This window comes from Nocardia spumae, from assembly GCF_020733635.1.
GTDB lineage: Bacteria > Actinomycetota > Actinomycetes > Mycobacteriales > Mycobacteriaceae > Nocardia > Nocardia spumae.
Genome location: NZ_JAJFZL010000001.1, coordinates 1,944,995 through 1,958,822, shown reverse-complemented (window position 1 = coordinate 1,958,822; position 13,828 = coordinate 1,944,995). Strand labels below are relative to the sequence as shown.

General features: G+C 67.6%; 11 protein-coding genes and 2 tRNA genes. 8 read left to right on the top strand and 5 right to left on the bottom strand.

The window, feature by feature from the left end:
- From LKD76_RS08290 to lysA, 4 genes are all read left to right on the top strand, one after another.
- On the top strand, positions 1 to 2,055 hold the full coding sequence (locus LKD76_RS08290) for an NADPH-dependent 2,4-dienoyl-CoA reductase (RefSeq protein ID WP_227980439.1): 2,055 nt from the start codon (positions 1 to 3) through the stop codon (positions 2,053 to 2,055).
- A complete protein-coding gene (locus LKD76_RS08285; protein ID WP_227980438.1) occupies positions 2,055 to 2,681 on the top strand; it encodes a VOC family protein in 627 nt (208 codons plus the stop codon). The genes LKD76_RS08290 and LKD76_RS08285 overlap by 1 nt, the downstream gene beginning before the upstream one ends.
- An 11-nt stretch (positions 2,682 to 2,692) precedes the next feature.
- Entirely contained in the window at positions 2,693 to 3,484 is a 792-nt protein-coding gene (gene cmrA, locus LKD76_RS08280) for a mycolate reductase (protein ID WP_227980437.1), read from the top strand.
- Between the two features lie 127 nt (positions 3,485 to 3,611).
- On the top strand, positions 3,612 to 4,955 hold the full coding sequence (gene lysA, locus LKD76_RS08275) for a diaminopimelate decarboxylase (protein WP_227980436.1): 1,344 nt from the start codon (positions 3,612 to 3,614) through the stop codon (positions 4,953 to 4,955).
- A gap of 8 nt (positions 4,956 to 4,963) precedes the next feature.
- On the opposite strand, the gene LKD76_RS08270 is transcribed toward lysA, so the two are convergent.
- Both LKD76_RS08270 and LKD76_RS08265 read right to left on the bottom strand, forming a co-directional pair.
- Positions 4,964 to 5,824 (bottom strand): SDR family oxidoreductase, encoded by an 861-nt coding sequence (locus LKD76_RS08270; RefSeq protein WP_227980435.1) that lies wholly within the window; start codon positions 5,822 to 5,824, stop codon positions 4,964 to 4,966.
- Between the two features lie 56 nt (positions 5,825 to 5,880).
- A complete protein-coding gene (locus LKD76_RS08265; RefSeq protein ID WP_227980434.1) occupies positions 5,881 to 7,566 on the bottom strand; it encodes a helicase HerA-like domain-containing protein in 1,686 nt (561 codons plus the stop codon).
- A gap of 178 nt (positions 7,567 to 7,744) precedes the next feature.
- Here LKD76_RS08265 and orn point away from each other — a divergent pair, with 178 nt between their 5' ends.
- From orn to LKD76_RS08250, 3 genes are all read left to right on the top strand, one after another.
- Complete coding sequence (gene orn / locus LKD76_RS08260; RefSeq protein WP_227980433.1) at positions 7,745 to 8,383, top strand: oligoribonuclease; 639 nt, start codon at positions 7,745 to 7,747, stop codon at positions 8,381 to 8,383.
- Positions 8,384 to 8,437: 54 nt separating this feature from the next.
- Positions 8,438 to 8,510 (top strand) — tRNA-His (locus LKD76_RS08255).
- A gap of 221 nt (positions 8,511 to 8,731) precedes the next feature.
- On the top strand, positions 8,732 to 9,256 hold the full coding sequence (locus LKD76_RS08250; RefSeq protein WP_227980432.1) for a hypothetical protein: 525 nt from the start codon (positions 8,732 to 8,734) through the stop codon (positions 9,254 to 9,256).
- 98 nt (positions 9,257 to 9,354) lie between these two features.
- On the opposite strand, the gene LKD76_RS08245 is transcribed toward LKD76_RS08250, so the two are convergent.
- The 3 genes from LKD76_RS08245 to LKD76_RS08235 form a co-directional block, all read right to left on the bottom strand.
- Positions 9,355 to 10,641 carry a cytochrome P450 family protein gene (locus LKD76_RS08245; protein ID WP_227980431.1) on the bottom strand — a complete coding sequence of 429 codons (1,287 nt, stop codon included), beginning with the start codon at positions 10,639 to 10,641 and terminating at the stop codon, positions 9,355 to 9,357.
- A complete protein-coding gene (locus LKD76_RS08240; RefSeq protein WP_227980430.1) occupies positions 10,641 to 11,669 on the bottom strand; it encodes a hypothetical protein in 1,029 nt (342 codons plus the stop codon). Before LKD76_RS08240 ends, LKD76_RS08245 begins: the two co-directional genes overlap by 1 nt.
- Positions 11,670 to 11,810: 141 nt before the next feature.
- The gene (locus LKD76_RS08235) at positions 11,811 to 13,022 is read right to left on the bottom strand and encodes a L,D-transpeptidase (RefSeq protein WP_372465768.1); all 1,212 of its coding nucleotides are present in this window, start codon (positions 13,020 to 13,022) and stop codon (positions 11,811 to 11,813) included.
- Positions 13,023 to 13,333: 311 nt separating this feature from the next.
- Between LKD76_RS08235 and LKD76_RS08230 the strand changes: the two genes are divergently transcribed.
- Positions 13,334 to 13,409, top strand: a tRNA-Lys gene (locus LKD76_RS08230).
- The last annotated feature ends 419 nt before the right edge of the window (positions 13,410 to 13,828 follow it).

Genomic DNA, 13,828 nt, shown 5'->3' with positions numbered 1-13,828 from the left:
ATGACCGCGAACTCCACCGATTCGCCGCACTCCTATCCACATCTGTTCACACCGCTGGATCTGGGCCACACCACCCTGCGCAACCGCGTGGTCATGGGTTCGATGCATACCGGCCTCGAGGACCGCGCCTGGGATACCAATCGCCTGGCCGCCTACTTCGCCGAGCGCGCCCGCGGCGGTGTGGGACTGATCATCACCGGTGGTTACGCCCCCAATCGGGAGGGCTGGCTGCTGCCGCTGGGTGCCAAACTCACCAACCGGACCGAGGCCTATCGGCATCGCGCGATCACCAAGGCCGTTCACGCCGAGGGGGGCAAGATCGCGCTGCAGATCCTGCACGCCGGACGATATGCCTATGTGCCGTTCAGTGTTTCGGCCTCCTCCATCAAGGCGCCCATCAATCCGTTCCGCCCGCGCAAACTGTCGGACAAGGGCGTGGAACGCACCGTCGACGACTATGTGCGCTGCGCGGAACTGGCGAGATTCGCCGGATACGACGGGGTCGAGATCATGGGCGGCGAGGGCTATCTGATCAATCAGTTCCTGGCGCCGCGGACCAACAAGCGCACCGATCGCTGGGGCGGTTCGGCGGAGAATCGACGCCGGTTCCCGCTGGAGATCGTGCGCCGGATCCGGGCCGCGGTCGGCACCGACTTCGTCATCGTATTCCGGCTCTCGATGGCCGAATTCGTCGAACACGGTCAAACCGAGACCGAAATCCTGGCGCTGGCAACAGAATTGGAATCCGCCGGGGTCAGCATCATCAATACCGATATCGGCTGGCACGAGGCCCGGGTACCGACCATCGTCACCTCGGTGCCGCGCGCGGCCTTCGTCGAGTTCACCGCGAAAATCACCGCGCGCGTGACCGTTCCGGTCTGCGCCTCCAACCGGATCAACATGCCGGAGACCGCCGAGGAGATCCTGACCCGCGGCGATGCCGACCTGGTCTCGCTGGCGCGTCCGCTGCTGGCCGACCCGGAATGGGCGGCCAAGGCCGCCGCCGCGCGCGACGACGAGATCAACACCTGTATCGCCTGTAATCAGGCCTGCCTGGACCACGCCTTCGTCCACAAGACGGTGTCCTGCCTGCTGAATCCGCGCGCCGGCCACGAAACCGAACTGCGGTTGCTGCCCACCCGCAGCACGCGGCGGGTAGCGGTCGTCGGCGCCGGTCCGGCCGGGTTGTCGGCGGCGGTCAACCTGGCCGAGCGCGGGCACAAGGTGGACCTGTTCGAGGCCGACGACAAGATCGGCGGTCAGTTCGATATCGCGCGCCGGATTCCGGGCAAGGAGGAATTCAACGAGACGATCCGATATTTCACCCGCAAGCTGGAACTGAGCGGCGTCCGGGTCTTCCTCGAGCGCCGGGTGAGCGCAACCGAACTGATCGAGGGCCGGTACGACCACGTGGTCGTCGCCACCGGGGTGCGGCCACGTATCCCGAACATCCCCGGAATCGACCATCCGAAGGTACTCACCTACGCCGAGCTGGTGCGGGAGGAGAAGCCGGTCGGTAAGAAGGTCGCGGTGATCGGCGCGGGCGGAATCGGTTACGACGTCAGCGAATTCCTCACCGTCGAAGGGCATCCGGCGCTGAAGCTCGACGAGTGGAAACAGGAATGGGGCGTCGACGCCGGCGATCCGGACGCGCCGGGCCAGCTGACCGCTCCGCGCCCCTCGCCCGCGCCGCGCGATGTCGTACTGCTGCAGCGTAAATCGTCACCGTTCGGCAAGAGCCTGGGCAAGACCACCGGCTGGGTGCATCGCGCCGCGGTGAAGGCCAAGGGGGTGGAGCAGATCGGCGGTGTGAACTACGAACGCATCGACGATCGCGGCCTGCACATCAGTTTCGGGGACAAACGCGCCCGGCCCACCGTCATCGAATGCGATAACGTGATCCTGTGCGCCGGACAGGAATCGGTGCGCGATCTGGTCGAACCGCTGCGACAGGCGGGGGTCGACACGCATCTGATCGGCGGCGCGGAATTGGCCGCCGAACTCGACGCGAAGCGGGCCATCGATCAGGGCACCCGGCTGGCGGCGGCACTGTAATGGCGATTCTCAGCCGACTCGGCCTTCCCGGCGATGAGACATCGTGGACGGCATTGGGTTTCGCGGTGCAGGACCGGATGCTGCGGATCGGGCAGATCTCGTGCACACTCGGCGTCGGCGCGGGCTGGGGTTTCGACGGCACCGACACCGATGCCGGGATCCTCGGGGTGCCCGAGATATTGAGCGGTACCGACGCCGAGACACCCCACCCCAACGGCGTCACCTTCGTCGATCACATCGTGTACTGGGTTCCCGATCTGGACGAGGCCATCGCGGCGCTGACCGCGGTCCTCGGGGTCGGTCCGCGGCGGCGGTTCCATCCCCGCGGACCGGAGGGACCCGAAATGGCCTTCTATCGGGTCGGCGAGGCGTTCATCGAAGTGGTATCGGCCGGTCAGCGCACACCGGGACTGGTCGGCATCGCCTTCGGAACGCCGGATCTCGATGCCACGGTTGCCGCGGTCCGGGCGGTCGGCGGCCCCATCGGCGAACCGAAACCGGCGGTCCAGGGCGGGCGGATCGCCAGCGTCTGGCACGGCCATGTCGACTGGGGTATCGCCTTCCTGGAACCCGCGCCGCGTACCCCCGGAATCCGGACCGCGACCGGCGACCGGGGCACCCGGTAGGCTCGGCCACCGTGAGCCTGCCTGCACCCACCGCCGACAATCGTGCCGTCGTCACCGGAGCGTCCTCCGGCATCGGAACCGCGCTGGCCGAGGAGCTGGCCAAGCGCGGATATTCGGTGATACTCGTCGCTCGCCGCGGCGATCTGCTCGCCCGGCTGGCACAGCGGCTGACCGACACCTACGGCGTCACCGCCGAGGTCCGCGCCGTCGACCTGTCCGATCGCGAACAGCGCGCGCCGCTGGCCGCCGAACTGGCCGAACGCGAGATCGCCATCCTCTGCAACAACGCCGGCGTCGCCACCTTCGGGGCGGTCGCCGACCTCGATGCCGATTTCGAGCGTGCGGTGATGGAACTCAACGCGGTGGCGGTCCAGGACCTGACCCTAGCGGTGCTGCCGGGCATGCTGGCCCGCGGCGGCGGCATCCTGATCACCGGGTCCGCGGCCGGCAATATGGCCATCCCGAACAATGCCACCTACGCCGCGACGAAGGCGTTCACCAACACCTTCTCCGAATCGCTGCGAGGCGAGCTGACCGGCAGCGGTGTCCATGTCACACTGCTGGCTCCCGGGCCGGTGCGCACCGACAATCCCGATCAGGAAGAAGTAGGCACCAAGATCCCCGATTTCATCTGGGTATCGGCCGCCTACACCGCCAAGATCTCCATCGACGCGCTGGCCCGCAACAAGATGCGCGTGGTTCCGGGCCTGATCAGCAAGGGTATGAGTGTGGCCGGGCAGTACGCGCCGCGGGCGCTGACCGCGCCGATCGTAGGCACCTTCTACAAGAAGCTGGCGGGCTGATCCGGACCCCGTCAGGGCGTCGTCAAGATCGCGGAAACGGTGGTCAAGACGGCGTATCGAGGCGTTCCGGGAGCAGGGTCGCGGCGTATTCCTGACAGTGGTCCCACCGCTGAATCAGGAGAACGCCGTGACGTTGCTCGAGATTTTCCCGTCCTTACGTTCGGGGATGCCGTCCCCTCGACTGGACGCCACCGTCTGGCCGAGCCGGACTCACTACGACGATCTGGGCCGCATCACGATCGACGGGGTCGCCCTCGACGATATCGCCGACCGCTACGGCACACCCACCTACGTGTTGAGCGAAACCGAGATCCGCGAACGCTGCAAGTCCTATCGCAAGATCTTTCCCGGTACCGAAATCGTCTATGCCGCCAAGGCTCTGCTCACCCGGGCGGTGGCGGAATGGGTGACCGCAGAGGGGCTCGGGGTCGACGTCTGCTCCTCCGGTGAGCTCGCGATCGCGCTGTCGGCCGGTGTCGACCCGCGCCGAATCATCCTGCACGGCAGCGGGAAACCGTTCGCCGAACTGGAATACGCGGTCGGCGTCGGAGTCGGGCGCATCGTGGTCGATTCGCCGACCGAGGTCAGCCTGCTCAGCACTCTGGTCACCCGGCCGCAGCGCGTCCTGCTCCGGATGACGCCGGATATCGACGTCCACGGCCATCCTGCCGTGCGGACCGGCGTGGCCGATCAGAAGTTCGGCTTCGCCTTGGACGGCGCGGCGACCGAGGACGCGATCCGCGACATCCTCGCGCATCCGCTGCTGGAATTGGCGGGCTTGCACTGTCATCTCGGATCCCAGATCCACGATCCGGACCACTACGGCGAGGCGGTGCGCCGGCTCGTCGCCCGCATGGCCGAGGTCCGCCGCGAGCACGGAAAACTGCTGACCGAACTGAATCTGGGCGGCGGCCATGCCGTGGCCTACCGAACCGGCGACGCCGAGCTGAATCTGTGCGAGCTGGCCGACATCATCGACGACGCCCTCGATGCGGCCTGTGCGCGTAATCGTTTCCCCCGCCCCGTCGTCACCATGGAACCCGGTCGCGGCATCGTCGCCCGCGCGGGTGTCACCGTCTATCGGGTCACCGCCGTCAAACAGGTCGAGGGAGGGCGCACGTTCGTCATCGTGGACGGCGGCATGAACGACAATCCGCGCGTGGCCCTCTACGGCGCCCGCTATACCGCCGTCGTGGCCAATCGCCACCCCACCGGCCCGGAGTTCACCGCCACCGTGGCCGGACGCTATTGCGAAGCCGGCGACATCCTCGCCACCGACGTCCGCATGCCGGCCGATCTGCACGTCGGTGAGCTGCTGGCGATTCCGGCGACCGGCGCCTACCACCACAGCCTGGCCTCGTCCTACAACGGCGTGGGCCGGCCGCCGATCGTCGCGGTCCGCCACGGCCGGATGCGCGAGGTGGTGCGCCGGGAGACGGTGCGGGACCTGCTGGCCCGCGACATCGGCTGAGCCGGCCCCTACCGGAACCGCGCGATGTTCCGGGATACCCAGTCCCGGAACGTCCGCGCCGGGAAGCCGGTGATACGGGCGACCGTGTCCCGGACCGCCAGCAACTCGTCGTTGGCGTCACCGCCGGTGACATCGAGCAGTGCGTCGGCGGTATCGGAATCCATCGCCGCGAGCATTCGTTCCCGCGCTCGGGTCCGGTCGATCTCGGTGACCGTCAGAGCGCGCCCGAGGGCCGAGGCGATGACCTGCACCTGCTCGCGCGGGGTGATCCGGGCGGGACCGGTCAGCGGGTAGGTCCGCCCGCGATGCGCGGATCCGGTCAGTGCCGCCGACGCCACGCCCGCGATGTCCCCGGGATGTATGGCGGGCAGACCGATTCCGGCGAACGGGACCTCGACCTCGCCGGTCTCGCGAATCGAATCCGCCCACCACAGCGCGTTGGACGCGAATTGTGTGGGCCGCAGGATGGTCCATGCCATCCCACTGTCGCGGACCAGTTGTTCCACGGCCGCGTTCTCGCGGGCCGGGCCCAGATGCGGATGGGTCAGCACGGTGATCGACGACACCAGCACGACGTGCGCGACGCCCGCACGTCGCGCCGCCGACAGTATGGCGGCGTCATCGCCTACCCGCGATACCAGGAACAGCGCGTCGGCACCCGCGAGCGCGGGCCGCAGTGCCGCCGCGTCCCGCAGATCGGCCCGGACCGGCTCCACGCCCTCGGGCAGTGCGGCGGTGTCCGGATCGCGGGTGGTCGCCCGCACCCGGATATCGCCGTGACCGGCCAGGCGGTTCACCAGCTCACGGCCGATATTTCCGGTGGCGCCGGTTACCAGGATCGTCGCGGGCCGGGCCTGTGCAGTGATCATGGTCGCCACGTTAAAACCCGAAGATAAGTTAAGGTCAAACGGCGCGTGGCGGAGCCCTAGCGTTTGCGGGTTCCGAACAGGCTGCGGCTGATCTCGCGGCCCGCCGCCGAGGCCGCCGAACGCAGGAAACTCTTCACCGCGGGATTGCTCATGATCCGCTCCGCCGCGGAGGAGTCCGGCTCGGGAGCCCGTCCACCGGACCGCTCGGGCTCCGGTTCCGGCTGCGCCGCAGCTACTTTCGCGGCCAGCATCTCGTAGGCGGACTCCCGGTCGACGGTCTGCCCGTACTCGGCGTACAGCGGGCTCGCCTGCGCTCGCGAACGGATCCCGTCGTCACCGATGCTGCCCATCAGCGAGCGCGGGGGGCGCAGCCGGGTCCACGCGACCGGGGTGGGTGCGCCCACCTCCGACAGCACCGTGACGATCGCCTCCCCGATTCCCAGGGAGGTGAGCGCCTTGTCGAGGTCGTAGGCGGTGGTCTCGGGATAGGTGCGCACCGTCTTCGACAGGGCCTTCTGATCGTCGGGTGTGAACGCGCGCAGAGCGTGCTGAACGCGCGCACCCAGTTGGGAGAGCACGGCATTGGGCACATCGGTGGGCAACTGGGTACAGAAGAAGACACCCACGCCCTTGGACCGGATGAGCTTCACCGTCTGCTCCACCTGCTCCAGGAACGCCTTCGAGGCGTCGTTGAAGAGCAGATGGGCTTCGTCGAAGATGAACACCAGCTTCGGTTTGTCGACATCGCCGACTTCGGGAAGCGTCTGGAACAGGTCGGCCAGCACCCACATCAGGAAAGTGGAGAACAACACCGGACGCGTGGCCTGGGACCCCAGTTCGAACAGCGTGATCACACCCTGACCGTCGGCGGTGCGCAGCAGGTCGGCGGGATCGAGTTCGGGCTCCCCGAAGAAGGTATCGCCACCGTCGGCCTCCAGATTCACCAGCGCCCGCAGGACGACCCCGGCCGTCGCGGCCGACACCCCGCCGATCCCTTTCAGCTCCTCCTTACCCTCCGGACTGGTGAGATGCTGGATCACCGACCGCAGATCCTTCAGATCCAGCAGCGCCAGGCCGCGGGTATCGGCCCAGTGGAAGATCAGGCCGAGCGTGGACTCCTGAGTTTCGTTGAGGCCCAGCACCTTACTGAGCAGCACCGGTCCGAACGAGGTGATGGTCGCGCGAATCGGCACACCGATTCCCTCGGTCCCCAGCGAGACGAATTCGGTCGGGAATCCGCGCGGCGCCCAGTCCGCGTCTCCGGTCTGAGTGGCTCGCGCCACGAGTTTGTCATCGGATTGCCCGGGTTGCGCGAGCCCGGACAGATCTCCCTTCACATCGGCCAGGACCACGGGGACTCCCGCCGCCGACAGTTGTTCGGCGATTCCCTGCAACGTCTTGGTCTTACCCGTGCCGGTGGCGCCGGCGACCAGGCCGTGGCGATTGAGCGTCCGCATCGGAATCCGCACGCGCGCAGCACTGTCGATCGCGCCGTCGACCACCACCGCGCCGAGTTCGAGCGCGGCGCCCTCGAATTCGTAGCCCGCGGCGATCTGCCGGGCCGCGGAATCGCCCGCCGAATCCCCCGCCCCGGCAGCCGATTCCGTCGTGGCCTGTTCGGCGGCGGCCTCGGCTTCGGCCGCCTCCGCTGCCGCCGCCGCTTCCGCGGCGACCCGGGCCGCCTCCTCGGCGGCCCGACGCGCCGCCGCCGCTTTCGCCGCCCTGTCTTCGGGAGTAGTCATCGCCGATCCTCCGTCGCCCTGCCCATTGCCGCCAACAACAACCGAACGCACGAGTCACGCATACAACTGCGCAAACTGTACGGCCGCGACGGCCGAATGCGGGCGCAACGGGCCGGGCGACGCCCGCAACCGGTGCGGTCGGTCCGAATCGGATCCGGCGCGCACTAAGGTTGCCGGGGTGTCAGACAAACTGATGGTGTGGATGGACTGCGAGATGACGGGCCTGCGCCTGGACAGCGACAAGCTGATCGAGGTGGCCGCACTCGTGACCGACAGCGATCTCAATATCCTCGGCGACGGCGTCGATATCGTCATTCACGCCGATGACGACGCCTTGGCGGCGATGCCCCCGGTGGTTCAGGAGATGCATGCCAAATCCGGGCTGACCGAGGAGGTGCGACGCTCCACGGTCACCATGGAGGAGGCGCAGCAGCAGGTCCTCGACTACATCCTGCGGTTCGTTCCCACGCCCGGCACCGTCCCGCTCGCGGGCAATTCGATCGCCACCGATCGCGGTTTCATCGCCCGGGACATGCCCGAATTGGACGCTCACCTGCACTATCGGATGATCGATGTGAGTTCTATCAAAGAACTGTGCCGTCGCTGGTATCCGCGCATCTACTTCGGCCAGCCGGAGAAGGGCCTGGCCCATCGCGCCCTGGCCGACATCCAGGAATCCATCCGCGAGCTGCAGTACTACCGTCGTACCGCGTTCGTCCCCGCGCCCGGTCCGTCCACCGCCGAGATCGCCACGATCGCGGCCCAGGTCAGCGCGGGTTCCGCGGACGCCGAGCAGTCCGGGACACCCGCCGATTAGGTTTCCCGGCGGGGTTCGCGCTACCATCTAGCGCGCCGGTTGTTACCGGCAATGGTGACCGTAGTTCAGTTGGTAGAGCACCAGGTTGTGATCCTGGCTGTCGCGGGTTCGAGTCCCGTCGGTCACCCTGTAGAGGCCGGGCCTTCCGATCGGAAGGCCCGGCCTCTTTCGTTTCGAGCGGCACCGAGCCTCACCACTCCGAGCCTCACCACACCGAGCCTCACCACACCGAGACCCCGAACGGCACCAAGACATTTCGATCTCTTGACGACGCCGACCCGGGCCGGCATACCAGAATCGACCCGTACGCCGTACTCCAGGAGCGAAAGCTCATATCGAGAGGACACGATGCAACCTCGAATCACCGGTAACCGTTTCCGTCGCCACCGGTCGGGTCTCGGCCGAGTCCCGTTCGGGCGCACCCTGCTGGGCCTGACCGTCACCGCCGCCGCTCTCGCGCTCGCCCCCACCGCCGCACAGGCGGATGCGGGCACGGTGTATTTCCGGTCCGGCAGCACCAACTGCGCACTACACGACAACGGCAGCTTCACCTGTGGTTTCAGCAATCCCTACAACCCGCCCGGCGTCACGATCAAGGTCGCGGGCGTGGATCTCCCGGTGCCGTTCGGAGTCGACCAGGTGTCCTACGGCCAGCCGGTGCTGCCGGCGCATCCGTCGTTCGGCCCCGCCTCGGATCACACCCTGCCCGCAGGCAATCCGGATATCTCCACGGTGGCCACCCGACAGAGCACCTGGGGCCCGACGGTCGAATACGGCGGCACCACCTGCTCGGTCGGCTTCCACGGCAGCTTCACCTGCACCTCCCACGGCCACACCTTCACCACCTGGATGAGCAACCTCGCCATGAGCTGATCAGTGGATCAGACGCGAGCCGCCCCGGCCGGAGCGGCTCGCGTCGCCGTCACCCGGCGGCGTTCCGGAAATACCGGTACCGGCCCGGGCCGCGGTGGTCACCGCCGGACCAGCACGTCCGCACCGCTGAACAGCAGATCCGGTGACCGCGGCGGATCACTCTCGGGAACCGGTCGGGCTTGCGGGCTCAACTCGGCCAGCTGGGTCAAAAAGACCTCGACCGCCGCCGTGGCCAGCTGCCGTCCCGGGCAGATGTGCGTGCCGAATCCGAATGTCAACGGCATCTTCCCCGAACCACCGAGGACGAGCGGGTCCCCGAACGCCGCGGGATCGCGATTCGCCGCCGCGAACAGGACCAGAATCTGCCCCTTGGGCAAGGTGGTACCGCTGCGCAGCACGACCCGGCGATCGGCCCGCCGTTTCCATGCCACCAACCCCGGGTCAAGCTGCAGAATCTTCGCCGCCACCCGCGGCGCCTGCACGGGATCCGCCAGCGTGTTCCACCAGGTCCGGTCCGGATCGGCCAGCAGCCGTTGCACTCCCTGCTGAATAGTGCCGCTGATGGTGTGTACCCCGGCGGCAAGCGAATTGGCCATCGCCGCGATCGCCGGTCGATCGGGAATGCCGTGCTCGCGCAGGTGTCCGGCGAAACTCGGCGCGGCGGCGGGTGCCGACAGCACCGACTGCGCACTCACGGCGAACAGACGGCCCAGTCCGTGCACCGCAACAGCCAACTCCCGGCCACGCATCCTGCGGCCCAACAGCCCCGACTGCGCCCCACTCCACTCCGCGAGCCGGGGCCAGTGATGCGCGGACACGCCGACCGCCGAAGCGGTGACCCGGGCCGCATAGGTGATCGACATCGTTGTCACATCGAGAAGCCCGTCGTCGCGTCCGGCACTCGGATCACATACCGCCCGGAAATGCTCGGCCAACTCCTCCCGACATTCATCCCGCCGGGCGGCGGGAATCGTGAAAAAGCCGTCGGGCCCCGCCATGGCATCCCAGATCTGCTTGTGCAGTACAGGATCGGTGGCGTTGGCGGTCGCCTTCGACGGCAGCGGAACGAGGTCGCGGAACAGATGCGGAAGGGCCCGCGCGTTCATGGCGATCCGTGGGAATCCGACGAGCGGATCCAACGCGTTGGCGTTGGAGATCCCCGGTGTCGCGGCGGCCAGCACCTCCCGCACATCCTGGTATTTCCAGATCATGTGCAAGCCCGAATCATGTGCGAAGCTCGACCCCGGCCACTGATGCAGCAGCCGGTATCGCTGGTCGCGTTCGGTGAACGACATCTGATTCGGTGTGCGGGCGGCGAACGGGAAACAATGCGCCGTCGGGGCCGCCGGCAGGACCCGTTCGCCCCGCGACCGGCGCACCGTCATCACAGCTCGGCCGCCACCCGAGCGTGCAGGTCGAGCAGGTCCGGGATCTGCTCGGCGGACCGGCGGCCGAATCCGCATTCGGTGGCGATCCCGAATCCGTCCACCACCTCGCGCGCCGCCGCGATCCGGCGGCGAGCACCGTCCTCGCCGTCGGTGGCGTGGATCAGTCCCAGATACAGCCGGGTCGACTCCGGCAGCGGCAGCGCGGCCAGTGGCGCGAAGTAGTCGCGATCGGCACGTGAGCGGGGCACCGGCATATGCACCCAGTCGATCCCGCGCGGCACCGCCGCCAGCACCGCGGACATCACCGCGACCATGCGCCCGGTGTCGGCGGGCTCGGCGAAATGCCGATGCCCGAAATCGCCGTAGCACAGGTGGTATCCGAGTTCGACACCGTCGGGAACGGCCGCGCCGAGCCGGGTCAGCCGGGTCACTATCTGCGCGAATTTCGCCTCGTCACCGGTACCGAACCAGGACGGGAACACCCCTTCGAAGATCGCGAATTCGACGGGGCAATCCCATTGCACCGCCAGCTCGCCGCGCGGGATATCCGCGACGATCCGGTCCAGCTCGGCCAGCAGCGCCGCCTCGTAACGCTGCTCCAGGACATCCTGCGGGTCGCCGACGAAAGCGCCGACCACCGAGATCGGCGTCGGCAGGCAGACCTGGAAGCGGACGCCCCCCTCGATACCGCCCTGGTCACGAAGCTTGCGGAAGATCCGCCAAGACTCCAGCGCGGCGTCGGCGTACCCCAGCGCTCCGAAATCGATCGACGCCGGATCCACTCCCGGTTTCGGCCGCACCCGCTCGCTGGGCCCGTACTCCGGGCTCGGCGGCGGCACGGTCTCCAGATCCGGATGGGCGCCCATGCGCGGCAACTGCCAGACGGTGAAATTGTCGCGCTCACCGGTCTCCCCGTCCGGGATACGCCCCAGCCACGGCCCCAGCCGCCGCGCGGCCTCGGTGAAAACGGCCTCGGCATTCGACAGCGGCACACTGCCGCACAGATGGACATCGCCCCGGGTCATCACGAACTCCTCGCTTGCGCCGGGCCGGGGCCCTGCGCGGAATACGTGGACACGGCGTCGGCTCGATCGACGCGATGAGAGTAGATCCGCAGGCCGGCACCGGATTCCCAGGCGCGAGAATCCGCGCGACCGGCCCGATCGTCAGCGGTCGGTGTCGGCGTTACCGGCCTTCCACTCCGCCCACGGAATGTTCCAGTCGCCGAGCCCGTCGAGACCGGAAAGGGTTTCGCCCACCGTGTTCTTCACGATCGCGATATCGCCGCGCTTGGCGTTCTCGTACACCCACCGGGCATCCTCGGGGCTGAGGTTCAGGCAGCCGTGGCTGGTATTGGAATAGCCCTGCTGCCCGACCGACCACGGTGCCGAGTGCATGAAAATTCCGCTGTAGGACATCCGCGTGGCCCAGTCCACCGGGGTCCGATACCCGTTGGGACCGGTCGCGGACACGCCGTAGGTGGAGGAATCCATGATCATGTGATCGAACTGGTCGCCGATGATGTAGACGCCGTTCTGGGTGGGCGTGGAGTCCTTACCCATCGAGGTCGGCATGGTCCGCACCACCTGGCCGTTGTGTTCGACCGTGACCGTCTTGGTGTTGTCGTCGGCGGTGAAGACCATCGGATCGCCGACGGTGAAGCTGGAATGGATATCGCTGTCACCGATCACCCCGCGGCCCAGATCCCGGCCGTAGGTGTTCACGTCGACCGTGACCCGGGTGCCGGGAGCCCAGAAATGTTCGGGGCGCCAGCGCACTTCGCGGTTGTTGACCCAGTAGAAGGCACCCTCGACGGCGGGCACCGTGGTGATCTTGATGGCGTCCTGCACGACGCGGCGGTCCGGGATGTTCTCGTCGAACTGCACCGCCACCGGCTGCCCGATCCCCACCACCTGGTTCTCACCGGGCAGCAACCACGGATGGGTGCGCACGCGCGGCGACAGTGTGGTGAAACTCATGGTGGTGGAGGTGGTACCGCCGATGCCGACCGCGTCGGCGGTCAGCCGGTAGGTCCGGTCGAAACCGAGCTGCTCGGCCGGCTCCCAGGACAGGCCGTCGGGTGCGATCCGGCCGGCCACCGGATCACCGTCCGGTGTGAGCATGGTGACACCGGTGAGCTTGCCGTTCTCGACCCGCACCGGCAGCGGCTCCCCCGGCGACACCCCGGTCGCACCGTCCGCGACCGGCATGACGACCTTGGGTTTGACCAGGTCGATGGCCGAATTGGCCTGAATCACCGGTCCGTTGCCCACCGCACCGGTACTACCGCATCCGGTCACCGCGAGCGCGAGTAGCGACACCACACCCAGCCACCCGGCCACAAGCTTCGTTCGTTGTCGGTCTCGACGTCTGCCCATGTCCAAACCCCGTTTCATGCCTCGTACGCAACCGGGAACCCCAGCCACGCTGCTCAACCCACCACGCGTGCGGGGATCGGTCGAGACCACGCCCACTCATTCTGCCAGGTGGAAGGGTCGCAACCGGGTAAACACGACGACTCGCCCCACACGCTCCGTCCGATTCATCCCTTCCGGGCCCCCATCCGTTACCGCCACCGGGCACATTCCCCAATCCACCCCCTGAACAGGCGATTTCACTTTCCGCCCGCGCGCCTGTTATGGTTTCTCCCGCACCGGAACGGAGCCCAGCGCCCGATCCGGAGGTCCAAGCGCCATTAGCTCAATTGGCAGAGCAGCTGACTCTTAATCAGCGGGTTCGGGGTTCGAGTCCCTGATGGCGCACCAGAAAAACCGCTCGCTACCTGCGACAATGCTTCCGGCATCGGATTCCGGAATTGTGCACTGTAGCTTACGAGCACGGCTCTTTTCCTTCGCTCTCCTCATCATCCAGCCAGCGCAGCGGTGATCTTGGTCACTCTCGCGGTCGTCATTGCGATCCTCATCGCGCCGTCAGCGCACGGCGACAGTCCGCTCTGCGGTGCCGGATCATCCTGTGTAGCTAAGGGTTTGCGCCCCTCCCCCGTCACCGCCCCTCTGACACTCACGCTGTCGGCCGAATCGATGCCGCACTCACCGATCCGGACCGGTGCGCGTGATCATGGTGTCTGTCTGGTACCCGGCCGCGAGCACCGGTGCGCCCGCGTCCTACGTTCCGGCGGCCGATCCAATCGCGCGGTCGAATACCGCGATCGAGTCGGCGCGAT